Origin of the sequence: Xylophilus sp. GW821-FHT01B05, assembly GCA_038961845.1 — a bacterium.
Taxonomy (GTDB): domain Bacteria; phylum Pseudomonadota; class Gammaproteobacteria; order Burkholderiales; family Burkholderiaceae_C; genus Xylophilus.
The window spans coordinates 2,134,680-2,159,341 of sequence record CP152408.1; the positions used below are offsets into that span (position 1 = coordinate 2,134,680).

A 24,662-nucleotide genomic window follows, 5' to 3' on the forward strand; every position below is an offset into this window, starting at 1 on the left:
CTCAACTACCTACAGGGTAGGTGCCCAGCACCTTGTAGAACGCGCAGATCTTGCGCAGTTCTTCCAGCGCCTGGGCCACGTTGGGCTGCGAGGGGTGGCCGTCGAGGTCGATGTAGAAGTAGTAGTCCCACTGGCCAGTACGGGCCGGGCGCGACTCGAAACGGGTCATGGACACGCCGTGGTTCTTCAGCGGCATCAGCAGGTCGTGCACCGCGCCGGGCTGGTTGGGCACGGACACCACCAGGCTGGTGCAGTCCTTGCCCGTGGCCGGTGGCGTGGCCAGCGTTTGCGGCAGGCAGATCACGGCAAAGCGGGTGCGGTTGTAGGCGTCGTCCTGGATCGCGTGGGACACGATGTGCAGGCCAAACTGCGTGGCCGCGCGCTCGCTCGCGATGCCAGCCCAGGCCGGGTTGGTGGCAGCCAGGCGCGCGCCTTCGGCATTGCTGGACACCGGGCGGCGTTCGGCATGCGGCAGGTGCTTGGACAGCCAGGCCTGGCACTGCGCCAGCGCTTGCGGATGGGCCAGCACGGCCTCGATGCCGTCGAGCGAATCGCTCTGGCGCAGCAGGTTGTGGCGCACCAGCAGGCTGACCTCGCCCACGATGTGGGTGGGCGTGTGCAGGAACAGGTCGAGCGAGCGGGTGACCACGCCCTCGACCGAGTTCTCGACGCCGACCACGCCGTACTGCGCGCTACCGGCGGCCGTGGCGTGGAACACCTCGTCGAAGTTGGCGCAGTACACCAAGTCGGCTGCGCCGCCAAAGAATTCGACCGCAGCCTGCTCGCAGAAGGTGCCGGCCGGGCCGAGTACGGCCACCCGCTGCGGCGACTCCAGCGCCAGGCAGGCCGACATGATCTCGCGCCAGACGGCGGCCACGTGCTGGCTCTTGAGTGGGCCGGGGTTGGTGGTCTGGATCTTCTCGATCACCTGGGCCACGCGGTCCGGGCGGAAGAAGGGCGTGCCTTCGCGTTTCTTGAGCTCGCCCACCTGCTCGGCCACGCGCGCGCGGTCATTGAGCAGGCGTAGTAGTTGTGCATCCAATGAGTCGATCTGCACGCGCAGATCGGCCAGGGTGAGTCCGGTAGGTAGTTCGCTCATGCCTGTGTTTTTTCGAAGTCGTGCAGGTAATCAACCAGCGCTTGCACGCCCGCCAGGGGCATGGCGTTGTAGATGCTGGCGCGCATGCCGCCGACCGACTTGTGGCCTTTGAGCTGCAGCAGGCCGCGTGCCTTGGCGCCGGCCAGGAAGGCCTCGTTGCGGCTTTCGTCGCGCAGCAAAAAGGGCACGTTCATGCGCGAGCGGCAGGCCGGGTCGATCGGGTTCACATACAACTGCGAGTTGTCGATGGCGTCGTACAACAGCTTGGCCTTGGCGATGTTGCGGGCTTCCAGTGCGGCAACGCCGTGCAGGCCGCCTTCGGTCTGGCGCTTGAGCCACTGGAAGGTCAAGCCGGCGATGTAGATGCCCCAGGTCGGCGGCGTGTTGAACATTGACTCGTGCTCGGCCACCACCTTGTAGTCGAAGGCACTTGGGCAGGCGGGCAGGGCGTGGCCTAGCAGGTCTTCGCGCACCACCACCAGCGTCAGGCCGGCCGGGCCGAGGTTCTTCTGCGCGCCGCCAAAGGCCAGGCCCACGCGCGACCAGTCCACCGGCCGCGAGGCGACGTGGGACGAGAAATCGATCACCAGCGGCACATCGCTGCCCAGCGCCTTCAGGTCAGGCAACTGCTGGAATTCGACACCGTGAATGGTCTCGTTGCTGCACAGGTGCAGGTAGCTCGCGCCGGGGCTCAGCTTCCAGCTGGCCGGGTTCGGGATGCTGTGGAAGCCATCGGCCTCGCCGCTCGCCGCCACGTTGGCGCTGCAGTAGCGGCGTGCCTCCTTGATCGACTTCTGGCTCCAGCTACCGGTGACGACAAAGTCCGCCGTACCGCCGCGCGACAGGTTCAGCGGCACGATGGCGTTCTCAGCCAGGCCACCGCCTTGCATGAACAAGATGCGGAAGTTGGCAGGTACCGCCAGCAATTCGCGCAGATCAGCTTCGGCCTGCTGGTAGATCGAGATGAACTCCTTGCCGCGGTGGCTCATCTCCATCACGCTCATGCCGCTGCCGTGCCAGTCGAGCATCTCGGCCGCAGCTTGCTGCAGCACTTCTTCGGGGATGGCTGCCGGGCCGGCAGAGAAGTTGTAGGGACGGGTCATCGGGCTCGCAACCAATTTCTAATGAAATATGCCTTAAGCCGTTGACTGGCGCCGGCTTATAGCTATAAAAAATGTAGTGTCGCGCGGCATGGTTGCCGCGCGACAGGGGCGGGTAATCAGCTGGCGTCGTCGCCGTCAGACGGGCTGCTGCCGTCCGGCGTCTCGGTGCCCGTGTCGCCTTCTTCGGCGGCGCCTGGGTTGGCATCGTTCTCGACGATGCGTTGCAGCCCGGACAGGCGCGAGCCCTCGTCCAGCCCGATCAGCGTCACGCCCTGCGTGGCGCGGCCCAACTCGCGGATCTCAGAGACGCGGGTGCGCACCAGCACGCCGCGGTCGGTGATCAGCATGATCTCGTCGTCGGCATGCACCAGCGTGGCGGCGACGACCTTGCCGTTGCGCTCGCTCTGTTGGATGGCGATCATGCCCTTGGTGCCACGGCCGTGGCGGGTGTATTCGGTGATCGGCGTGCGCTTGCCGTAGCCGTTGACGGTGGCGGTCAGCACCGATTGCTGCTCGTCTTCCGCCACCAGCATGGCGATCACGCCCTGGCCGTCTTCCAGCGTCATGCCACGCACGCCACGGGCGTTGCGGCCGAGCGGGCGCACGTCGTTCTCGTCGAAGCGCACGGCCTTGCCGCCATCGCTGAACAGCATCACATCGTGCTGGCCGTCGGTCAGTGCGGCGCCGATCAGGTAGTCGCCTTCATCGAGGTTGACGGCGATGATGCCGGCCTTGCGCGGGTTGCTGAATTCGTCCAGCGCGGTCTTCTTGACCGTGCCCATCGAGGTCGCCATGAACACGTACTGGTCGGCGGGGAAGGTGCGCTTGTCGCCGGTCAGCGGCAGCACCACATTGATCTTCTCGCCCTCCTGCAGCGGGAACATGTTGACGATCGGCCGACCGCGCGAGCCGCGCGAACCCGCCGGCACTTCCCAGACCTTGAGCCAGTAAAGCCGGCCGCGGTTGGAGAAGCACAGGATGTAGTCGTGCGTGTTGGCGATGAAGAGCTGGTCGACCCAGTCGTCTTCCTTGGTCTGCGTTGCCTGCTTGCCGCGGCCGCCGCGTTTTTGCGCGCGGTACTCGTTCAGCGGCTGGCTCTTGATGTAGCCGGTGTGGCTGAGCGTCACGACCATGTCGGTCGGCGTGATCAGGTCTTCGGTGGAGAGATCAAAGGAGCTGTGCTCCACCAGGCTGCGGCGCGCGCCGAGCTTGCTCTGGCCGAACTCGGTCCGGATGGTGGTCAGTTCGTCGCCAATGATGGCCGACACGCGCTCTGGCTTGGCCAGGATGTCGAGCAGGTCTTCGATGACCGACATCACATCCTTGTACTCGGAGACGATCTTGTCCTGCTCCAGCCCGGTCAGGCGTTGCAGGCGCATCTGCAGGATTTCCTGGGCCTGGGTTTCGGACAGGCGATAGAGGCCATCGCCGCCCATGCCGAAATTGGCTTCCAGGCCTTCAGGGCGGTAGTCGTCGGCATTGATCACGCCGCCATCGGCGCGCGTGCGGGTGAGCATCTCGCGCACCAGCTTGCTGTCCCACGGGCGTGCCATCAGCTCGGCCTTGGCCACTGGCGGCGTTGGTGCGCTGCGGATGATGGCAATGAAGTCATCGATGTTCGCCAGCGCCACCGCCAGGCCTTCGAGCACGTGGCCGCGATCGCGCGCCTTGCGCAGCTCGAACACGGTGCGACGCGTCACCACTTCGCGGCGGTGCTGCAGGAAGACCGAGATCAGGTCCTTCAGGTTGCACAGGCGCGGCTGGCCGTCCACCAGCGCCACCATGTTGATGCCGAAGGTGTCCTGCAGCTGGGTCTGCTTGTAGAGGTTGTTGAGGATCACCTCGGGCACTTCGCCGCGCTTCAACTCAATCACCAGGCGCATGCCGGATTTGTCCGACTCATCCTGGATGTGGCTGATGCCCTCGATCTTCTTCTCGTGCACCAGCTCGGCCATGCGTTCCTGCAAGGTCTTCTTGTTGACCTGGTAGGGCAGCTCGTCCACGATGATCGCCTGGCGCTGGCCGCGATCGATGTCCTCGAAGTGGCACTTGGCGCGCATCACCACCTTGCCGCGGCCGGTGCGGTAGCCGTCCTTCACGCCATTGATGCCGTAGATGATGCCGGCCGTGGGGAAGTCGGGCGCTGGGATGATCTCCATCAAATCATCGATGGTGGCCTCGGGGTGGCGCAGCAGGTGCAGGCAGGCGTCCACCACCTCGTTCAGGTTGTGCGGCGGGATATTGGTGGCCATGCCCACCGCGATACCGGCCGAACCGTTGACCAGCAGGTTGGGCAGCTTGCTCGGCAGTACCAGCGGCTCCCGCTCGCTGCCGTCGTAATTGGGGCCGAAGTCGACGGTTTCCTTGTCGATATCGCCCAGCATCTCGTGGGCGATCTTGGCCAGGCGGATTTCCGTATAGCGCATGGCCGCGGCGTTGTCGCCGTCGACCGAGCCGAAATTGCCCTGGCCGTCGACCAGCATGTGGCGCAGCGAGAAATCCTGCGCCATGCGCACGATGGTGTCGTACACCGCACTGTCGCCGTGCGGGTGATATTTACCAATCACATCGCCGACGATACGGGCCGACTTCTTGTAGGGCCGGTTCCAGTCGTTGTTGAGTTCGTGCATGGCGAACAGCACGCGGCGATGCACCGGCTTTAAGCCATCACGTGCATCAGGCAGCGCACGCCCCACGATTACGCTCATGGCGTAATCGAGGTAGCTGCGCCGCATTTCCTCTTCAAGACTGATGGGCAGCGTTTCTTTGGCGAACTGGGTCATGAAGAGCGGGCTTTACGGCGGAAGGAGGGGCGATTTTACGGGCAAGTCGCTGTCGTGCAGCCGCAACACAAAGCCGTGAATGAGTCGCCGTCCTACGATAGGCGTGCCGTTTTGGCCACGATTCCCCAGGGGGCTATGGCACAATGAATTCAACGTTTTTGGTGATGGTCACTGACGACGTACTGAAATCGCAGCGCGGCTGCGGCTTTTTCCCCAAGAGGAGAACCATGAAGAAACTGAACAAAGTAGCGATGTTGTTTGCCGCTGCAGCGCTCGCCTCCGCCGCTGGCGCCCAGACCCGTGTCACTGCAGCCAACGACGGCAGCACGATCGACAACTGGCAAAACGGCACGGGCGAACTGGTGTGGAAGAACGGCACCAATGAGTACTGCTGGCGCGATGCCAACTGGACCCCCGCTACTGCAGCCAAGGGTTGCGACGGTGCTCTGGTTCCCGTAGCCGCTGCTCCTGCACCTGCTGTTGTTCCGCCGGCACCCCCGGTTGCGCAAGCACCCGCAGCGCCCGCACCGCCGGTCGCCAGCAAGGTGACCTACGCTGCTGATGCGTTCTTCGACTTCGACAAGTCTGTGCTCAAGCCAGAAGGTCGCGCCAAGCTGGACGACCTGGTCGGCAAGGTCAAGGGTGTCAACCTCGAAGTGATCATCGCTGTCGGTCACACCGACTCCGTTGGTTCCGTTGCCTACAACCAAAAGCTGTCGGTCCGCCGCGCTGAAGCCGTCAAGGGCTACCTCGTGTCCAAGGGCATCGAGAAGAACCGCGTGTACACCGAAGGCAAGGGCAAGAGCCAGCCAGTTGCAGATAACAAGACTGCTGCCGGCCGCGCCCAAAACCGCCGCGTGGAAATCGAAGTGGTCGGTACCCGCGCCAACTAATCCCTCCAGGATTAACAAAAAGCCTGCAAGCTTCGGCTTGCGGGCTTTTTTCATTCTTGGTCGTGGAAAATGCAGTTATGAGCGCAAACCTGAATGTTGATCCGGCCGAGTTGGCCAAATTCTCCGAGCTGGCCCACCGTTGGTGGGACCCGGAAAGCGAGTTTCGGCCACTACACCAGATCAACCCGCTGCGGCTGGGTTGGATCGAGTCCAGCGCCGCTCTGGCTGGTCGCAAGGTGCTGGATGTGGGCTGCGGCGGCGGCATCCTGGCTGATGCCATGGCGCGTCGCGGGGCGCAGGTGCTGGGCATAGACCTGGCCTCCAAATCGCTCAAGGTGGCACGCCTGCATGCGCTGGAGGCACAGACCGGTGGCGTGGAGTACCGTGAGGTGAGTGCCGAGGCGTTGGCCATTGAGCAGCCCGGGCAGTACGACGTTGTGACCTGCATGGAGATGCTGGAGCATGTGCCTGAGCCGGCTTCCATCGTGCGCGCCTGCAGCACCCTGGTGAAGCCGGGAGGCTGGGTGTTTTTCTCGACCATCAACCGCAACACCAAGTCCTTCCTGCTGGCAATTCTGGGGGCGGAGTACCTGCTCAATCTGCTGCCGCGCGGGACGCATGAGTACGCGCGGCTGATCCGTCCCAGTGAGCTGGCAGGTTTCTGCCGCGAGGCGGGCCTGGAGGCGCACCATGCGCGTGGCTTGCAGCACAACCCGCTGACGGGCCGTTACTGGCTGAGTGACGACACCAGCGTCAACTACCTTATGGCGACCCGGCGTCCGGCGGTGGCGGAGTAATGGCTCAGTTCTCTGATATCCATGCCGTGCTGTTCGACCTTGATGGCACCCTGATAGACAGCGCGCCGGATCTGGGGGCTGCGGCCGACCAGATGCGCACCGTGCGCGGTTTGCCCTCGCTGCCGCTGGAGCGTTATCGCCCCATGGCGGGTGCTGGCGCCCGGGGCATGCTGGCGGAGGCTTTTGGCATGACGCCCGAGCATCCCGACTTTGCCGCCATGCGCGAGGAGTTCTTCGTTAACTATGAGCGCCGCATGACCGAGTGCACCTACGCGTTCGATGGCGTGACCGACCTGCTGCAGGCGCTGGCCACCCTCGGGCTGCCCTGGGGCATCGTGACCAACAAGGCTTCGCGCTTCACCGATCCTTTGGTACGGGCCATGCCCTTGCTGACGCCGGCACGCGCCGTGGTCAGCGGCGACACCACGCCGCATGCCAAGCCGCACCCCGCGCCGCTGCTGGAGGCCGCGCGCCGCATGGGGGTGGAGCCGTCCCGCTGTGTGTACGTGGGCGACGACGAGCGCGACATCATCGCTGGCCGCGCCGCCGGCATGGCGACTGTGGCGGCGGGTTGGGGCTACCTCGGCCACAAGGGCGGCCCAGCCACCTGGGATGCGCATGCTGTCATCAATTTGCCGCAAGAGCTCTTGCAATGGCTGCCAAGGGCTTAAAATAGCGAGCTTGGGGCTGCATTGGTTTCGACGTGGGTTCGGAATCGCAGCGGTGCATGTCGAGCTCAGTGCGCTCGTAAATCAGACTGAAACAAACTAACTGCAAACGACGAACGTTTCGCACTCGCCGCTTAATTGCCGGTGAGCTTTGCAACAGCAGGCCGATGGGCTGGGCAAGGGGGTTCTAGAGCAATCTAGCGCCTCCCGGCTGCAAAGATAATTACATGGGCTGGCTCCGATCCGGGTACCTTGGGTCGGGGCAAGAAAATAGGGTACTGGCGGCCGGTGTAGCGTGCGACTGCGCGACACCGGTGGCGAGACTTAAATCAGACCGCTAAACATGTAGATCTGTGCGAAGAAGGCTTGCGGACGGGGGTTCGAATCCCCCCAGCTCCACCATTCACCTAGACGGAAGTCGTTGGAAATCAACGGCTTCCGTTTTTTATTTCCGTCTTGCTTTGCTGTTTCATGGCAAGAGCGATGGGTGTGGGTTTCTCACATGGGTTTCTGTGCGGCCGGAGTGCCTGCAGAATGGAGCATTGGATTTGGTGGCAAGGGTTGGGTGGCGCTGGCCATGGTCACTGTATCCAAAGTCTCAAATTGCCCTATGAGGAGAACCATGTCCAGATTTTTGTCTGCAGCGGCGGTGGCCCTGCTTTTCAACTCATTTGCCAACGCGGCTTTGCCGGTGCAGCCATCGCCTGGTGTGTGGGGTTTTGATGCGGAATTGAATGGCAAGCCTGGTCGTGGCTTCCAGCTTGACAAGCAGGGCGGAGATTTGCTTGTCCTTTCGTATTTCGGCTACCGCGCTGACGGGTCTGCGGTGTTTCTGCAAGCAAGCGGTGTGCAGGTGGGCAACGGCTTTGAGGGAGATCTGGTCGAATACCAGGGTGGCACTGCACTTGGCGGTTCGCAACGCGACGCGGAGCTTGCTGGCAGCGCGGGGAAGGTTGCGATCTTGTTTGACTCCCCCACCGTGGGTTCGATCACCCTGCCTGGCGAGCAACCGCAACGCATCTCGCGGCTCCAGTATGAAAACCTTGCCGGAAGGTTCAACAACAGTTTCTCGCTGGCATTCAGCGCACCACCTTCGCCTGGGCAGCCGACATTCGAGACCCAGACGCTTCGGATCAGCGCCAGGAACGGCGAATTCACCATGAGCCAGACTCCTCTTGGGCAGGCCACACCGGTATGTCAATACACCGGAACATATGTTCCTGTTGGTGACGGAATCGAATCCAGGGGGACATACAGCTGCGCCAATTCGACCCGAGGGGCTTACCGTACCCAGGACTTCAAGGTCAATGCTTGGGGATTCTTGACGGGCTTGGTCTTCCAGCGGCCCGAGGGTGGAGTGGAGTCGGCCCCGGCGTTCTACGCGGGCGTATGCCTGGGGGTGGCGATAACCGGTTTTAGCTCCAGGTGCGCGCCGGAAGAGATCAACAGGCCATAGTGCGCTGACGCCGTCTCGGGTTGCCGCATTGGCAGGCAGGCGGGGGTGCCGCCATCACGCACGTAGAATGCATCCCATTTTCTGAAAAGCCTGCGGATGCCGTTCGTAGGCTTTTTTATTTGACCGCAGCGCCGCATCGGTGCCTGTGGGTTGGGTGACTTTGACGCGATGGAACTCCAGGACATTCTTTTCAGCCAGGGCTTTGGTACGCGCCGCGTGTGCAGCGGCCTGGTGCAGCAGGGCCATGTGCAGGTTCTTACCCGGGAAGAGGGCAGCGCTTTTGCCGATTGCACAGATCCTTGGGCCGAATTTGCGCTTGAGGGCCTGCGCCTGCGGGTGCAAGGTGTTGAGTGGCAGGTCCATGCCAAAGCCTATCTGATGTTGTACAAGCCGGCGGGCACGGAGTGCTCGCAGAAGCCCTCGACCTATCCCAGCATCTACACGCTATTGCCGTCGCCTCTGCGGCTGCGCCCGAGCAAGGGGGCGGTGCAGGGCGTGCAGGCGATTGGCCGGCTGGACCAGGACACCACGGGGCTGCTGCTGCTGACCGACGACGGCCAGTTCATTCACCGCATGGGTTCGCCCAAGCACCATGTGCCCAAGGTCTATGAGGTGACGGCAAAACATCCGCTGGACGAGGGGCAGGTGGCCAAGCTGTTGGCCGGTGTGGTGTTGGATGATGACCCGAAGCCGGTGCGCGCGGCGGCCTGCGAGATCGTCGGCACCCCCGGCGAATCGCTGCATCTACGTCTCACGCTGACCGAGGGTAAATACCACCAGGTCAAACGCATGCTGGCGGCGGTGGGCAACCGCGTGGAAGGCCTGCATCGCTCGCGCATCGGCGGCCTGGAGCTGCCGGCCGATCTGCCGCCCGGCGGCTGGCGCTGGCTGGGTCCGGAAGAGCTTGCGCTGCTGCGGCCCTGAGGCTTTGGTAACCGTCTTTACCCCAGGCCGATCGCGCAGTGGGCCCGGCTACACTGGCCGGCTATCTGGAATGCAGTGGGGTTTGATGTTTCTCGTTCGTTTTTCAGCGCCTGCTGCGTTGGCCGTCGCGTTCCTGGCGGGGCTGCTGGCCATGCCGCTGCAAGCGCAAGTGGCCTCCGCGCCGGCTGCGGCGGTACCGTCGTTACGGCATCCGATCTTCGTGCTGAATTCGCTGGATGCGGATGTCAGCGTCATCGATCCCGTCAGTTGGACCGAGGTGCGTCGCATTGCCACGGGCAAGGAGCCGCACCACCTCTACCTGACGCCCGACGAGCGCTCGCTGATCGTGGCCAACGCGCTCAGTGATTCGCTGACCTTTCTAGACCCAAAGACCGCCGAGGTGCAGCGCACGGTGCGCGGCATCGTTGACCCGTACCAGCTGCAGTTCTCGCCGGACATGAAGTGGTTCGTGACGGCGGCCAACCGGCTCAACCACATCGATATCTACCGCTGGGACGGGCGTGACTTGGTGCTGGCCAAGCGTGTGGCCACGGCGCGCACGCCAAGCCATCTGTGGATCGACAGCAAGAGCCGCACGCTCTACTCGACGATGCAAGACAGCGACGAGCTGGTGGCCATCGACATGCAGACCCAGACCATCAAGTGGCGCACCGGCACCGGCCCCATGCCGGCCGACGTGTTCCTGACGCCGGATGACCGCACGCTGTTCATTGGCCTGACCGGCGGCAGCGGGGTGGAGGTGTATGACGTCTCTGGCGCTGCGCCGCGCCTGCTGAAGACGATCCCCACCGGCAAGGGCGCGCACGCCTTCCGCAGCGCGGGCGATGGGCGCCACGTTTATGTGAGCAATCGCGTGGCCAACACCATCAGCAAGCTCGACTGGCAGGAGCAAAAGGTGGTGGCCAGCTATCCCGCGCCGGGCGGGCCGGACTGCATGGATATCTCGGCTGATGGCCGCTTCATCCTGGTTACCTCGCGCTGGGCCAAGAAGCTCACCGTGATCGACACCCAGACGCGCCAGGTGGTGCGGCAGGTCAAGGTCGGAAAGTCGCCCCATGGTGTCTGGACGCTGGACCACGCGCCGCGCTGAGCGCCCGCGGCGGTTGCCGCGCCAGGCCTCCATTCTTGCAGTTGCTATTGTATTGATAGCTATATGCCGGCCTGCAGCCTGGGCTACAGGCCAAAATGGCTCTGAAAGCTGCGGCAAGCCCGTATACCTGACCTTTGACACCGGCCACATGGCCATTGCGCCGCTCGTGGCCGACGTGCTGCGCCGGCACGACGTGAAGGTGACCTTCTTCGCGGCTGACGAGGCCACGAAGGAGGGCGATGGCAGCCTGGGCCAGCACTGGGCGCCTTGGTGGCGCGCGCGCGCCGCCGAGGGCCACGCCTTTGCCTCGCATACCTACGACCATGCCTATTGGCGCGGCGATATTCCGGCCGACGCCACGCATCCGCAGCGCTTTCGCATCCGCCCCTCCGCCGGGCCGCAGCAGGGGCGCGATCTGGTGCTGGATGCGGCGGGCTATTGCGAGGAGGTTCGCCGCTCCGAGGACCGCCTGCGCGAAGTCACGGGGCAGGCGCCCCTGCCGCTGTTCCGGGCGCCGGGCGGCAAGACGTCGCCAGCCCTGCTGGCGGCCGCGCGCAGTTGTGGCTATGCCCATGTCGGCTGGGCGCCTGCAGGCTTTCTGGGCGATGAGCTGCCGAGCGAGCGCTTCAGCAACCAGGCCCTGCTGGACAAGGCCTTGCGCGACATCCGGCCCGGCGACATCTTGCTGGCCCACCTGGGCATCTGGTCGCGCAAGGACCCCTGGGCACCGGCCGTGCTGGAGCCCCTGATCGTTGGCCTGCAGGCCAAGGGTTTTTGTTTTGCCACGCTGCGGGAGCACCCGGACTACCGCGCCTGGATCGCCCAGCATCCCCCACGCTGATGGAATTTTTGTCGAACACTTTCGCTTTGGCCCAACAGTGGCTGTTCGAAACCCTGGTGCAGCCGGCGATGTTTGCACTGGGCCTGGCCAGCCTGCTGGAAGACGGCTATGACGCCACCGGCTGGCTGCTGGTCGGCCTGCTGCAGATCACGGTGCTGCTGGCGGTGATCGGGCCGCTGCAGCGCTGGCGCCCAGTTGAGCCAGTGCAGGACCGGGCGGCGATCCGGGTCGACATTCTCTATACCTTGCTGCACCGGCTGGGTCTGTTCCGGGTGGCGCTGTTCTTCCTGGTGGACCCGTTCTTTGACGAGTGGTTTGGCACACTGCGGGTGCAGGGCCTGAGCACCTTCCACCTGGATGAGGTCTGGCCTGGCGTGACGGATCAGCCCTTGTTCAGCCTGCTGCTCTACCTGCTGGCCTTCGACTTCCTGGAGTACTGGATCCACCGCGGCCAGCACCAACTGAACTGGTGGTGGCAACTGCATGCGCTGCACCATTCGCAGCGGCAGATGACGATGTGGAGCGACAACCGCAACCACCTGCTGGATTCATTGCTGCATGACTGCATCGTCGTGGTGGTGGCGCAACTGATCGGCATCGCGCCGGGGCAGTTCGTGGCCGTGGTGGCCATCATGCAACTGAGCGAGAACTTCCAGCATGCCAACCTGCGCCTGTGGTTTGGTAGCGTGGGCGAGCGGCTGTGGGTCAGCCCGCGCTTTCACCGATTGCACCACAGCATAGGCATTGGCCATGAGACGGTGGACCAGTCCGGCCGTCGCCGGCTCGGTGGCCGCAATTTCGGCGTATTGCTGCCTTGGTGGGACATGCTGTTTGGCACCGCCAACTTCGATCATCGCTACGACCCCACCGGCATCCGCGACCAAGTCGAGCCGAACGCTGCGGGGCAAATACGCGACTACGGGCGCGGCTTCTGGGCCCAGCAGTGGCTGGGCCTGAAGCGACTGCTGGGCCGGGGCTGAACAGCATGCAAGGCGTGTTCGACGCTTTCCGGCGGGCCTTGGCCGACTGCCTGCAGCCGCGGGTGTTGGCGCTGTCGTTGCTGCCTTTGTTTGCCATCGTGGCGGGCGCTTGGTTGCTGGGCCATTTCTACTGGGAGGGCGCAGTGGCGTGGACCAGCGCCTGGCTTACCGGCGCAGGCCTGCTGCAAGATTTCTGGGCCTGGCTGCGGGGAATGGGCATGGGCCGTGCCGATGCCATGCTGGCGCCGCTGCTGGTGGTACTGGCCGTGCTGCCGCTGGTCATACTGGCCGCGCTGCTGGTGGTGGCGCTGGCCATGACGCCGGCCTTGCTCGGGCTGGTGGCCGGGCGGCGTTTCCCGCAACTGGAACGGCGCCGTGGCGCCTCTTTTGTGCAGAGCCTGCTGTGGTCGGTTGGCTCCACGCTGGCGGCGCTTGTTGCGCTGGTGCTGTCGGTGCCGCTCTGGCTGGTGCCGCCGCTGATCCTGGTGCTGCCGCCGCTGATCTGGGGCTGGCTCACCTACCGGGTCATGGCCTTTGATGCACTGGCAGCGCATGCAAGCACTGAAGAGCGCCGAGCCATCTTCCGCCGCCACGGCGGTCGGTTGTTGGCGATGGGCATCATCTGCGGCTACCTGGGCGCGGCGCCAGGCGTGGTGTGGTTGTCGGGCGCGCTGTTTGTGGCCTTGCTGCTGCCGCTCACCCTCGTTGCCGTCTGGATCTACACCATGGTGTTTGCCTTCTCTGCACTTTGGTTTCTGCACTACTGCCTGGCCGCGCTGCAAGAGCTGCGCGCGTACGGAGTGCAGTCACTGAACGGACGGCCGTAGCGGCTACGATGGCTGAATGAATCAGCCAAAGACGCCCCCGATCACCCCCACGACCCATTCCCCGGCCCACCAGCCGCGCCCGGCGCTGGAGGGGCCGCCCGTATTCGGGCTGGTCATCGTCGGCGATGAAATCCTGTCGGGCAAGCGCGCCGACAAGCACATGCCCAAGCTGATCGAATTGCTCGGCGCACGCGGGCTGCAGCTGTCCTGGGCCGAGTACGTGGGCGATGCGCCTGACCGCATCACGGCCACGCTGGCGCGAGCCTTTGCCACGTCGGACGTGGTGTTTTCTTGTGGCGGCATTGGCGCCACGCCGGACGACCACACGCGGCAATGCGCCGCACGCGCACTCGGCGAGCCGCTGCGCCTGCACCCTGAGGCCGAGGCCTTGATCCGTGAGCGCATGCAGGACACGGCACGTGAGCAAGGCATCGCCTACGAGCCAGACCGCCACGACAACGTGCACCGGCTGAACATGGGCGTGTTCCCTGAGCACGCCCGCATCATTCCCAATCCCTACAACAAGATCCCGGGCTTCAGCTGCCACGGTGCCGGAGGCGGCAGCGTGCATTTCGTGCCGGGCTTTCCGGTAATGGCCTGGCCGATGATGGAATGGGTGCTGGACCAGCACTACAGCCATCTGCATCAGTTGCACACGCAGCTCGAACGCTCGGTGGTGATCTTTGGTTCGATGGAGGCGGCGCTCACGCCGCTGATGGAGCAGATCGAGGCGCAGCACCCCAAGGTCAAGGTCTTCAGCCTGCCCAGCGTGGACCATGCGGAATACGGGCGCCATATCGAGCTGGGCGTCAAAGGCCCGGAAGAGGCGGTGAACCTTGCCTACCCGGCCCTGCGGCAGGGCCTGGAAAGCTTCGATCTGAAGTTTGGCCCTGAATTGGTGCGTCCTTGATGCATTATTTTGGTGCAACCCTTGTTTGCACCAATGTGGGTCATTCTCTTGGCGCGCCTCATGTAAACCTTGGTTGGCAGGGCGCGGCTGTCCCAAACCCCTGTCGCGGCAAGGCAGAATAGCGGGTTGCACAGACATCGGCCATGCACCACGTTTGGCACAGAAACTGCATTCCTACCCCTGTCGCATTTTGTTCAACGCGCATTCAACTGGAGATTCTTGATGGCTAAGACCGTCGCAGACGTGATGAAGATGGTGAAGGAAAACGAAGTCAAGTTTGTTGACTTCCGTTTCACTGACACCCGTGGCAAGGAACAGCACGTCACCGTGCCCGTGTCGCACTTCGACGAAGACAAGTTCAGCTCGGGCCATGCATTCGACGGTTCGTCCATCGCAGGCTGGAAGGGCATCGAAGCCTCGGACATGTTGCTCATGCCCGATCCGAACACCGCCAACCTCGACCCCTTCTTTGAAGAAACCACGTTGCTGCTCTCTTGCGACGTGCTCGAGCCGGGCGACGGCAAGGCCTACGACCGCGATCCGCGTTCCATCGCCAAGCGCGCAGAAGCCTACCTGAAGGCCTCCGGCCTGGGCGACACCGCTTTCTTCGGTCCGGAACCCGAATTCTTCATCTTCGACGGCATCCGTTGGGGCAATGACATGTCGGGCTGCTTCTACAAGATCGACGAGTACGAAGCTCCCTGGAACACCGGCGCCAAGATCGAAGGCGGCAACAAGGGCCACCGCCCGACCGTCAAGGGCGGCTACTTCCCGGTGCCCCCGGTCGACAGCACGCAAGACATGCGCGCCGAGATGTCCCTGATCCTTGAATCCCTGGGCATTCCCGTTGAAGTGTTCCACCACGAAGTGGCGGGCGCTGGCCAGAACGAAATCGGCACCAAGTTCAGCACGCTGGTGCAGCGCGCCGACTGGACCCAACTGCTGAAGTACGTGGTGCAGAACGTGGCCCACGCCTACGGCAAGACGGCTACCTTCATGCCCAAGCCACTGGTTGGCGACAACGGCTCCGGCATGCACGTGCACCAGTCCATCTGGAAGGACGGCAAGAACCTGTTCGCAGGCGACGGCTACGCCGGCCTGTCGGAATTCGCGCTGCACTACATCGGCGGCATCATCAAGCACGCCCGTGCCCTGAACGCCATCACCAACCCTGGCACCAACAGCTACAAGCGCCTGGTGCCCGGCTTCGAAGCCCCGGTGAAGCTGGCCTACTCGGCCAAGAACCGCTCGGCCTCGATCCGTATCCCTTACGTTGCCAACCCGAAGGGCCGCCGCATCGAAGCGCGCTTCCCCGATCCGTTGTCCAACCCGTACCTGTGCTTCTCGGCCCTGATGATGGCCGGCCTGGACGGCGTGGAAAACAAGATCGATCCGGGCGAAGCCGCGACCAAGGATCTGTACCATCTGCCGCCGGAAGAAGACGCGCTGGTGCCGACCGTCTGCCACAGCCTGGACCAGGCGCTCGAGTACCTCGACAAGGACCGTGCCTTCCTGACCAAGGGTGGTGTGTTCACCGACTCCATGCTCGACGCCTACATCGAGCTGAAGATGGGCGAAGTCACGCGTCTGCGCATGGCTACCCACCCGGTCGAGTACGACATGTACTACTCGCTGTAATCCTGCTTACGGCAAGATCAAAAGGCGGCTTCGGCCGCCTTTTTTCATTTCTTCGGCATTGCTGGTTCTTGGCGGCTTTGCATGGCTTTTGTGTGTGCCGACAAGGATTTGCACGATACTGGCGAACTTCTCCGGCTGGGGCCCAGGCCCTTCAGCAGATACTGCATGACACACCCTTTTCTTGTCTCCCTTGTCGCTGCCGCAGCGGTGCTGGCGGGCCTTCCGGCCGTGGCCCAGGACCGTATCTACCGTTGTGGCAATGAGTACACCAACAACGCTGCCAGCGCCAAGCAGCGTGGCTGCAAACTGGTCGAGGGCGGCAACATCACCATCATCCAGGGCACTCGGCCGGCAGCGTCGAGCGGCGGTGGCGGCAGTAGCAGCAGTGTGGTTACCGCGCCGTCCAACGCCCCGCGCGTCGATGTATCCGAGCAGCGAGCCCGCGACTCGGATGCCCGCGCCATTCTGGAAGGCGAACTGCGCCGTGCCGAAGCGCGGCAGACGGACCTGGTACGCCAGTACAACAACGGCCAGCCCCAGCGGCAGCCATCCGAGGCCGGGGATGACGGGCGCTATCGCGACCGTGTTGCCGAGCTGAAGGCCAGTGTGGCGCGCAACGAGGCCGACATTGCCGGCATCAAGCGCGAGATAGCGAGGCTACCGTCGTCACGATGAATTTACGCTTGCCCGGAGTGCCCAAGCTCGCTTCGCGCGCGGCGCGCTACAAAGCCTTCGACCTGCTGGCCACGCTAGTGGCGGTGGTGCGCACCGATGGCTCGGTCATCTTTGCCAACGCGGCGTTGGAAGACGCCATCGGCATCTCGCGCCGGACCATACAGGGCACGCCCTTCAGCGACTTCTTCACCGAGCCGCATATCCTGCGCAACGCGCTTGAGGGGGCGGCCGACAACGAGTTCTCTGCGTTGCGCTACGAAGCCTTGGTGCGGCGTGCCAACCAGGAGACCTTCCCGGTCCATGTGATCGTGGCCCAGACCGAGCGCCGCGGCGAGACCATCGTCGAGTTGCTGCCATTGGAGCTGCAGGCCAAGCAGGACCGCGAAGAGCGCCTGATCGACCAGGCGCAGGCCAACAAGGAACTGATCCGCAATCTGGCCCATGAGATCAAGAACCCATTGGGTGGCATCCGTGGTGCGGCGCAGCTGCTGCAGATGGAGATCGAGTCGCGCGACCTGATCGAGTACACCCAGGTCATCATCCACGAGGCCGACCGGCTGCAGACATTGGTGGACCGTCTGCTGGCGCCGCACCGTCGGCCGCATGTGGTGGGTGACGTCAACATCCACGAGGTCTGCGAGCGAGTGCGCTCGCTGATCATGGCCGAATTCCCGCGCGGGCTGCGGGTGGTGCGCGACTACGACACCTCGATCCCGGAGTTTCGCGGTGACCGAGAGCAACTGATCCAGGCCGTGCTCAACATCACGCACAACGCGGCGCAGGCCCTGGCCGAACGCATTGCCGAGGGCGATGCGCAGATCGTTCTGCGCTCGCGCATCGCACGCCAGATCACTTTCGGCAAGCAGCGCTACCGACTGGCATTGGAATTGCATGTCATCGATAACGGGCCCGGCGTGCCGGACTCGATCAAGGACCGTATCTTCTACCCGCTGGTGTCGGGACGGGAGGGCGGCTCCGGCCTGGGGCTGACGCTGGCACAGACTTTTGTCCAGCAGCACCATGGCCTGATCGAGTGCGACAGTGTCCCGGGGAGGACGGATTTCAAGTTATTGATCCCGTTGCCCTGACATCCATAACAAACTGACCTGAGGTAAGCGCAAGACATGAAGCCGATCTGGATAGTAGACGACGACCAATCCATCCGCTTCGTGCTGGAGAAAGCGCTTCTGCGCGAAGACCTGCCCACCCGCAGCTTCACCAATCCGCGCGAAGTGCTCGCAGCGCTGGAAGAAACCCAGGACGACGATGTCGACAACCAGGGCCCGCAGGTGCTGGTGAGCGATATCCGCATGCCGGGTGGCTCTGGCCTCGATTTGCTGGAGAAGGTCAAGGAAAAGCTTCCAGGCCTGCCGGTCATCATCATGACCGCGTTCTCTGACCTGGACAGCGCCGTATCGGCCTTCCAGGGCGGCGCGTTTGAATACCTGCCCAAGCCTTTCGACTTGCCCAAGGCGGTGGAACTGATCCGCCGCGCCGTGGAAGAAAGCCAGCGCGAAGAAGTGGCCGAAGAGCGCATGGCCGCCACGCCCGAGATGCTGGGCCAGGCGCCGGCCATGCAGGACGTGTTCCGTGCCATCGGGCGACTGTCACAAAGTAACGTAACGGTGATGATCACCGGCGAGTCCGGCTCCGGCAAGGAACTGGTGGCGCGTGCGCTGCACAAGCATTCGCCGCGCGCCAACGGGCCGTTTGTGGCGATCAACACCGCGGCCATCCCCAAGGACCTGCTGGAGTCCGAACTGTTCGGCCATGAGCGCGGCGCCTTCACCGGCGCGCAAACCATGCGCCGCGGCCGTTTCGAGCAGGCCGATGGCGGCACGCTGTTCCTCGACGAAATCGGCGACATGCCGTTTGACCTGCAGACGCGGCTGCTGCGCGTGTTGTCGGACGGGCAGTTCTACCGTGTGGGTGGACACAACGCCGTCAAGGCCAATGTGCGCGTCATCGCTGCCACCCATCAGGACCTGGAACAGCGCGTGAAAGACGGCGTGTTCCGCGAGGATTTGTTCCACCGCCTGAACGTGATCCGGCTGCGCCTGCCGGCGCTGCGCGAGCGGCGCGAGGACGTGCCCATGCTCACGCGGCACTTCCTGCAGCAAAGCGCCAAGCAGTTGGGTGTCGAGCCCAAGCGCATTGCCGACTCCGCGCTGGTGCGGCTCGGCAGCTTTGGCTTCCCGGGCAATGTGCGGCAACTGGAAAACATCTGCCACTGGCTGACCGTGATGGCGCCAGCACAGGTGATCGAGCCCAAGGATTTGCCGCCCGAGGTGTCTGGCACGGAGTTTCACTCCATGCCGCTGACATCCCTGCCGACAGCGCCCACCCTGGCGCAGCCGGTGGCGGTACTGGCCGATGCTCCGGCAGGCGCGGTATTCACGAGCGAGATGGCGCCCCCTCTTGCCGTGGAAGCGGTGCCGGCCAGTCCGGGCTGGGAGCAGGGCCTGGAGGCCGAGGCGCTGGCCCTGCTTGGCGAGGGCCGCCACGACGTGTGGGATGAGCTGTCGCGCCGCTTCGAGTCGCGCCTGATCCTGACCGCGCTGGCCAGCACCCGTGGGCGCCGCATCGAGGCCGCGCAAAAGCTCGGCATCGGGCGCAACACCATCACGCGCAAGATCCAGGAACTGGGGCTGGAATAGTCCGGTTACGGCGCCGCTTCGGCGGCGTCTCCTGTGTCCCCCGCTTCCTCGGCCGCAATGGTCTGCAGGAAGCGTTGCACGGCCGGGTTCTCACTGCGGGAATGCCGGGCCAGTGCGATGCCTATCGATGCGTCGGCCGGCAGATCCGACAGTGGCCTGAACACCGCCCCCGCCGACGATTGCAGCGGCGTATTGGCGGCAGGCACCAACGCCAGCCCAAGGCCGCTGGCGACCAATCCCAATACCGTTTGCACCTGAACCGCCTCTTGCGTGATGTGGGGTGCCACGCCTGCGCGCTGCAGCAGCAGGCTTGCCGCCGCATGCAGGCCGCCGACCGGTGAGGGGGCGTAGCCGATAAAGGGCTGGCCACCCAGGTCGTGCAGCGACAGCATCTCTTGCGCGGCCAGCGGGTGGCCGGGGGGCAGGGCGACGCAGAACGCGTCTTGCTCTATGGGGTGAAACAGCACGTCTGGCGGCCGGCTGGTGGGCACGCGGACAAAGCCCAGGTCCAGCGTGCGCGCCTCCACCAATGCCAGCAATTCCTGGTTCGTGCCCTCTCGCAACTCCAGGCGCACATTCGGGTAGCGCTGGCTGACGGCACGCACCAGCCGTGGCAGCAGGCGCAAGGTCACCGAGCCGCTGAAGCCGATGTGCAGCGTGCCGACCTCGCCAGCCACGGCGGAGCGCGCATTGGTGGCCACATCTGCCGCAGCATCGAGGCAGCGGCGCGCTGATTCCAAAGCGCCCAGGCCCGCAGGTGTCAGGCGCACTCCGCGCGAGCTGCGCACGAACAGCGGCGTGCCTATTTCCTCTTCGAGCTTGCGGATCGCCACCGAGAGCGGCGGTTGCGCCATGAACAGCCGCTCGGACGCCGCCCGAAAGCTCCGCTCTTCGGCCAGCACCACGAATTGCTTCAGTTGTCTGAGGTCCATCTATACACCGTGTGTATCGAAGCTTGCATCCAAAGTATTGGATCAGATATGGAAGCCTGCCTACGATGCGGCGTGCATACCTGCCGCAGGGTGCACCCAAGCGCAAGCAGGCCGGTGAACGGCCTTGTGCTTTGGTTCATACAAAGACGGAGACAAACATGCGATTCATGCTTTCAAGGCGCCACTGCGCCAGCGTTCTGGCCGCTGCTGGCTTGCTGGCGGCAACGGGCGCAGCCCAGGCCCAAAACTGGCCCGAGCGGCCGATCAAGCTGGTGGTGCCGGTGTCTGCGGGCGGGCCATCCGACACGGTGGCGCGCGTGGTCGCGCAGCGGCTAGGTGAGCGGCTGGGTCACCCCATCATCGTGGACAACAAGCCCGGCGGCGGCGCCAATATCGGCACCGACTTCGTCGCCAAGGCGCCTGCCGATGGCTATACGCTGCTGCTGGGTTCGACCACGCAGGCGATCAACGCCACGCTTTACCCCACGCTCAACTACGACCTGCTGCGTGATTTCGCGCCGGTGTCGCGCCTGACCACCGGGCCGTTGGTGCTGGTGGTCAACAACCGGTTGCCGGCCTCCAATGTGAGTGAGCTGGTCGCGCTGTCCAAGACCAAGCCGCTCAACTTCGCGTCTTCCAACGTGGGTGCGTCGACCCACCTGGCGAGCGAGATGCTCAAGTCGCGCAGTGGCATGGATGCCCAGCACGTGCCCTACAAGGGCAGCGGTCCCGCGCTGACCGACACCATGGCCGGGCAGGTCGACTTCATGTTCGACACCATGCTCAGTGCCATGCCTTTCGTGACCGCCGGCAAGCTCAAGGCATTGGCCGTGACCAGCGCGCAGCGCGTGCCCACCGCGCCCAACCTGCCGACCATGATCGAGTCCGGCATGCCGGGCTTCGAGGCCACGGCCTGGAACGGCATCTTCGCGCCCGCCAAGACTCCGGCGGCCATCGTCGCCCGGCTCAACACCGAGATCCAGAAGGTGCTGGCCGAGCCGGAGGTGAAAGAAAAATTCGCGGCCCAGGGCTTTGCCGTGGCCGGCCAGACGCCGCAGGATTTTGGCCAGTTCACCCGCGCCGAGATCACCAAATGGGGTGAGGTCGTGAAGGCCTCCAAGGCCACCGCCGAGTAGGCCGCACCCCGCCCCGCCACCCAAGGAGACATATCCATGAGCAAGATCCGCAAGATCCATCGCCGCCTGGCAACAGGCTTCTTCTTCGCTCTCACGGCCGCTGCCGCTGCGGGCAGCGCCTGGGCCGACAGCTATCCGAGCAAGGCGGTGAAGATCGTCGTGCCGTACGCACCCGGTGGCGCCAACGACATCGTGGCCCGGCTGGTGGCGCAGAAACTGACCGATGCGATGGGCCAGCCGGTCATCGTCGAGAACAAGCCTGGCGCCTCGGGCAACCTGGGGGCCGAGCAGGTGGCGCGCGCGCCAGCCGACGGCTACACGCTGATCCTGGTGACCACTGGCCACACCATCGCGCCTTCGCTCTACAAGAACCTGCGCTACAACATCCGGACCGACCTGGCGCCGGTGACCGAGTTCACCAGCGGCCCGCTGCTGGTCATGGTGAATCCATCTTCGCCCTACAAGACGGTGGCTGACGTGATCACCGCCTCCAAGGCCAAGCCCAACTTGATCAATTTCGGCTCGGCCGGCAATGGCTCGTCTACCCATCTGGCGGCGGAGCTGCTGGCGTCCATGGCGGGCATCAAGATGACCCACATCCCCTACACCGGCAGCATGCCGGCGATGCAGGACGTGATGTCGGGCAATGCCCAACTGGTGATGGACCTGATGCTGTCGGCCGCACCGCAGGTGGCGGGTGGCCGGCTGCGCGCCATCGGCATCACCAGCGCCAAGCGCTCGCCGCAACTGCCCGATGTACCCACCGTGGCCGAGTCCGGCCTGCCGGGTTTTGAGGTGGGCGTCTGGAACGGTCTGATGGCGCCCGCGGGCACACCCAAGCCGGTGATCGACAAGCTCAACGCCGAGATCCGCAAGGTGCTGGCCGACCCGGAGATGAAGAAGCGCTTCGAGGCCCAGGGCTTCGAGGCCGCCTGGACGCCGCCGGAGAAGTTCGGCGCGCTGATCCATTCCGAGATCGACCGCTGGGCCCAGGTGGTCCAGTCCTCTGGCGCCAAGGTCGAATGACCCGGGCCGCTCTTCGTCATCCCTGCCAACCCGCTCAGTCCCATGCCTGCCAGCCACGCCCTCAGCCGCCTCCTGAACCCCCGCTCCGTCGCCGTGATTGGCGCGTCTGACGACGCGCTGCGCATCGGTGGCCGCCCGCTCAGCTACATGCTCAGCCAGGGCTACCAGGGGCGGCTGATGCCGGTCAACCCGAACCGGCCCAGCATCCAGGGCCTGCCGGCCTTTGCCAGCGTGGCTGCGTTGCCTGAGACGCCGGACGTGGCCATCGTCGCCGTCGCGGCCAGGCTGGCGCCGCAGGTGGTGGCGGACCTGGGCGCACGCGGCACGCCGGCGGCCATCGTGTTCTCTGCCGGCTTTGCCGAGATGGGCGAAGAGGGCGCGCTGCTGGAGCAGCAGATGGTGGCCGCGGCGCGCGCCAGTGGCATACGCCTGCTGGGGCCCAACTCGCTGGGCGTGCTCAACCCGCGCATCGGCTTCTATGGCAGCTTCACCTCGGTGGTGGAGATGGGCTTTCCGCAGCCGGGCCGCGTGGGCATAGCGAGCCAGTCGGGCGCCTATGGCAGCCACATCCTGGGGCTGGCGCGCGAATTTGGCATTGGCGTCTCGTCCTGCGTGATGAGCGGCAACGAATGCGACATCACCCTGGGTGATTTGGTTCAGGCCTTTGTCGAGGACGGTGATACCGATGTGATCACCGTCTACTCAGAAGGCATCCGCGACGGCCAGCGCCTGCTGGCGGCGCTGGAGGCCGCGCGCCGCGCGCGCAAGCCGGTGGTGATGATGAAGGTGGGCACCAGCGCGGTCGGCAGCGCCGCGGCGCAGTCGCATACCGCCTCCATCGCCGGCAACGACGCGGTGACTGATGCCGTATTGGCCGACTATGGCGTGGTACGCGCCCGCTCCACCGAGCACATGCTGGACGTGGCGCGGCTGGCCACGCGGCGCATTTATCCGGTCAACAACTCGCTAGGCGTGATCACGGTGAGCGGCGGCGCTGGCGTGATCGTGTCCGACGCGGCCGAGGTGGTGGGCCTGCCCATGCCCGAGATGCCGGCCGCCGCACAAAAGCACTTGAAGGCGCTGATCCCCTTCGCCGCGCCGCGCAACCCGGTGGACTGCACGGCGCAGTTCATGAACGACCTGAGCATTGCCGGCCGCTTTGCCGAGGCCGTGGTGCAAGAGGGCGGCTACCAGTCCATCCTGGGTTTTTTCACTTACACCGTGGGCGCGGCCTCTATCGCGGATGGCTTGCGCGCGCAGCTCAAGGCCGTGCGCGACAAGCACCCGGACCGACTGTTTGTGCTGTCCATCCTGGCCTCGAAAGAGCGCGTGCGCCAGTACGAGGAAGACGGCTTCACGGTGTTCGAAGACCCGGCGCGCGCGGTGATTGCGATCGAGGCCATGGGCCGCTTTGGCGATGCCTTTGCACGCCAGCCGGGCCTGCCCGCGCCAGTGGTGCCACAGATGGCGCTGCCAGCGGATACGCCGAGCGAGGCCGAGGCCAAGCGCGTACTGGCCGCAGCCGGCATTGCGGTGGCGCCCGAGCGCTCTTGTGCCACGGCCGAGGTGGCAGTGGCTGCGGCCGAGGCGCTGGGCTGGCCCGTAGTGATGAAGATCCTGTCGCCCGACATCCTGCACAAATCCGAGATTGGTGGCGTGCTGCTGAACGTAGCTGACGTAGACGCGGTGCGCGCCGGCTTTGCCACCTTGATAGCGCGCGGCAAGAGGGCGGCACCCGCTGCCCGCATCGAAGGCGTGCTGGTCGCCAAGCAACTGAGCGGTGGCGTCGAATGCATCTTGGGCATCCAGCGCGACCCGGTGTTTGGCCCGGTGGCCATGTTTGGCCTGGGCGGTATTTTTGTCGAGGTGATGAAGGACGTGGTGCTGCAGCAGTGCCCGTTTGGCGAAGACGTGGCCGAGAAGATGATCCGCTCCATCAAGGGCGCGCCACTGCTGCTGGGCGCGCGCGGCAAGCCGCCGGTGGATGTGAAGGCATTGGCCGCGATGCTGGCGCGCCTGTCGGTGTTTGCGCACCAGGCTGGGCCACGCTTGCAGTCCATCGACCTGAACCCGGTGTTTGCCTTGCCAGCAGGGCAGGGCGCTTACGCGGCTGATGCGGTGATCGAGTTGCTGCTCGCCACGCCAGCGGCCGAGTCGCCAGTTGTGGCAGAGGCTTTGGCGTAATTCCAATTTTTAGAAGAAAAGT

21 protein-coding genes and 1 other RNA gene are annotated in these 24,662 nt (G+C 64.6%); 18 read left to right on the top strand and 4 right to left on the bottom strand.

Features of this window, described 5'->3' with window-relative positions; all coding sequences use genetic code 11:
- Position 1: 1 nt before the first annotated feature.
- The 3 genes from pheA to gyrA form a co-directional block, all read right to left on the bottom strand.
- Complete coding sequence (gene pheA / locus AAFF27_09970; protein ID XAH25496.1) at positions 2–1,099, bottom strand: prephenate dehydratase; 1,098 nt, start codon at positions 1,097–1,099, stop codon at positions 2–4.
- Complete coding sequence (gene serC, locus AAFF27_09975; protein XAH25497.1) at positions 1,096–2,202, bottom strand: 3-phosphoserine/phosphohydroxythreonine transaminase; 1,107 nt, start codon at positions 2,200–2,202, stop codon at positions 1,096–1,098. The genes pheA and serC overlap by 4 nt, the downstream gene beginning before the upstream one ends.
- A gap of 116 nt (positions 2,203–2,318) precedes the next feature.
- On the bottom strand, positions 2,319–4,985 hold the full coding sequence (gene gyrA, locus AAFF27_09980; GenBank protein XAH25498.1) for a DNA gyrase subunit A: 2,667 nt from the start codon (positions 4,983–4,985) through the stop codon (positions 2,319–2,321).
- A gap of 227 nt (positions 4,986–5,212) precedes the next feature.
- Here gyrA and ompA point away from each other — a divergent pair, with 227 nt between their 5' ends.
- From ompA to ntrC, 15 genes are all read left to right on the top strand, one after another.
- Positions 5,213–5,878: an outer membrane protein OmpA gene (gene ompA, locus AAFF27_09985; GenBank protein ID XAH25499.1), complete on the top strand. Its 666-nt coding sequence runs from the start codon at positions 5,213–5,215 to the stop codon at positions 5,876–5,878.
- Between the two features lie 77 nt (positions 5,879–5,955).
- On the top strand, positions 5,956–6,675 hold the full coding sequence (ubiG, locus tag AAFF27_09990; GenBank protein ID XAH25500.1) for a bifunctional 2-polyprenyl-6-hydroxyphenol methylase/3-demethylubiquinol 3-O-methyltransferase UbiG: 720 nt from the start codon (positions 5,956–5,958) through the stop codon (positions 6,673–6,675).
- Positions 6,675–7,346 carry a phosphoglycolate phosphatase gene (gph, locus tag AAFF27_09995; protein XAH25501.1) on the top strand — a complete coding sequence of 224 codons (672 nt, stop codon included), beginning with the start codon at positions 6,675–6,677 and terminating at the stop codon, positions 7,344–7,346. Before ubiG ends, gph begins: the two co-directional genes overlap by 1 nt.
- A gap of 12 nt (positions 7,347–7,358) precedes the next feature.
- Positions 7,359–7,745, top strand: a transfer-messenger RNA (tmRNA) gene (gene ssrA / locus AAFF27_10000).
- Positions 7,746–7,764: 19 nt separating this feature from the next.
- On the top strand, positions 7,765–8,799 hold the full coding sequence (locus AAFF27_10005) for a hypothetical protein (GenBank protein XAH25502.1): 1,035 nt from the start codon (positions 7,765–7,767) through the stop codon (positions 8,797–8,799).
- Positions 8,800–8,967: 168 nt separating this feature from the next.
- The gene (locus tag AAFF27_10010; GenBank protein ID XAH25503.1) at positions 8,968–9,723 is read left to right on the top strand and encodes a 16S rRNA pseudouridine(516) synthase; all 756 of its coding nucleotides are present in this window, start codon (positions 8,968–8,970) and stop codon (positions 9,721–9,723) included.
- Positions 9,724–9,874: 151 nt separating this feature from the next.
- Positions 9,875–10,834, top strand: coding sequence for a beta-propeller fold lactonase family protein (locus AAFF27_10015; GenBank protein XAH26197.1), 960 nt, complete (start codon positions 9,875–9,877; stop codon positions 10,832–10,834).
- Positions 10,800–11,675, top strand: coding sequence for a polysaccharide deacetylase family protein (locus tag AAFF27_10020; GenBank protein XAH25504.1), 876 nt, complete (start codon positions 10,800–10,802; stop codon positions 11,673–11,675). The genes AAFF27_10015 and AAFF27_10020 overlap by 35 nt, the downstream gene beginning before the upstream one ends.
- Complete coding sequence (locus AAFF27_10025) at positions 11,675–12,655, top strand: sterol desaturase family protein (GenBank protein XAH25505.1); 981 nt, start codon at positions 11,675–11,677, stop codon at positions 12,653–12,655. Before AAFF27_10020 ends, AAFF27_10025 begins: the two co-directional genes overlap by 1 nt.
- Before the next feature lie 5 nt (positions 12,656–12,660).
- Positions 12,661–13,482 (top strand): EI24 domain-containing protein, encoded by an 822-nt coding sequence (locus AAFF27_10030; protein XAH25506.1) that lies wholly within the window; start codon positions 12,661–12,663, stop codon positions 13,480–13,482.
- A 160-nt stretch (positions 13,483–13,642) separates the two neighbouring features.
- The gene (locus tag AAFF27_10035) at positions 13,643–14,392 is read left to right on the top strand and encodes a molybdopterin-binding protein (protein ID XAH26198.1); all 750 of its coding nucleotides are present in this window, start codon (positions 13,643–13,645) and stop codon (positions 14,390–14,392) included.
- Between the two features lie 222 nt (positions 14,393–14,614).
- Complete coding sequence (gene glnA, locus AAFF27_10040) at positions 14,615–16,030, top strand: type I glutamate--ammonia ligase (protein ID XAH25507.1); 1,416 nt, start codon at positions 14,615–14,617, stop codon at positions 16,028–16,030.
- Between the two features lie 165 nt (positions 16,031–16,195).
- Positions 16,196–16,705 carry a hypothetical protein gene (locus tag AAFF27_10045; GenBank protein XAH25508.1) on the top strand — a complete coding sequence of 170 codons (510 nt, stop codon included), beginning with the start codon at positions 16,196–16,198 and terminating at the stop codon, positions 16,703–16,705.
- Positions 16,706–16,722: 17 nt separating this feature from the next.
- Positions 16,723–17,793: a nitrogen regulation protein NR(II) gene (gene glnL / locus AAFF27_10050; GenBank protein XAH25509.1), complete on the top strand. Its 1,071-nt coding sequence runs from the start codon at positions 16,723–16,725 to the stop codon at positions 17,791–17,793.
- Positions 17,794–17,829: 36 nt separating this feature from the next.
- Complete coding sequence (gene ntrC / locus AAFF27_10055) at positions 17,830–19,362, top strand: nitrogen regulation protein NR(I) (GenBank protein XAH25510.1); 1,533 nt, start codon at positions 17,830–17,832, stop codon at positions 19,360–19,362.
- Positions 19,363–19,367: 5 nt separating this feature from the next.
- On the opposite strand, the gene AAFF27_10060 is transcribed toward ntrC, so the two are convergent.
- Positions 19,368–20,294, bottom strand: a complete 927-nt coding sequence (locus AAFF27_10060; GenBank protein XAH25511.1) for a LysR family transcriptional regulator — start codon at positions 20,292–20,294, stop codon at positions 19,368–19,370.
- Between the two features lie 158 nt (positions 20,295–20,452).
- On the opposite strand from AAFF27_10060, the gene AAFF27_10065 reads away from it, so the two are divergent.
- Genes AAFF27_10065 through AAFF27_10075 form a run of 3 tightly spaced genes read left to right on the top strand, consistent with a single transcriptional unit; the run spans position 20,453 to position 24,640 of the window.
- Positions 20,453–21,430, top strand: a complete 978-nt coding sequence (locus tag AAFF27_10065) for a tripartite tricarboxylate transporter substrate binding protein (GenBank protein ID XAH25512.1) — start codon at positions 20,453–20,455, stop codon at positions 21,428–21,430.
- Between the two features lie 36 nt (positions 21,431–21,466).
- Positions 21,467–22,456 (top strand): tripartite tricarboxylate transporter substrate binding protein, encoded by a 990-nt coding sequence (locus AAFF27_10070; protein XAH25513.1) that lies wholly within the window; start codon positions 21,467–21,469, stop codon positions 22,454–22,456.
- Between the two features lie 42 nt (positions 22,457–22,498).
- Positions 22,499–24,640 carry an acetate--CoA ligase family protein gene (locus AAFF27_10075; GenBank protein XAH25514.1) on the top strand — a complete coding sequence of 714 codons (2,142 nt, stop codon included), beginning with the start codon at positions 22,499–22,501 and terminating at the stop codon, positions 24,638–24,640.
- The last annotated feature ends 22 nt before the right edge of the window (positions 24,641–24,662 follow it).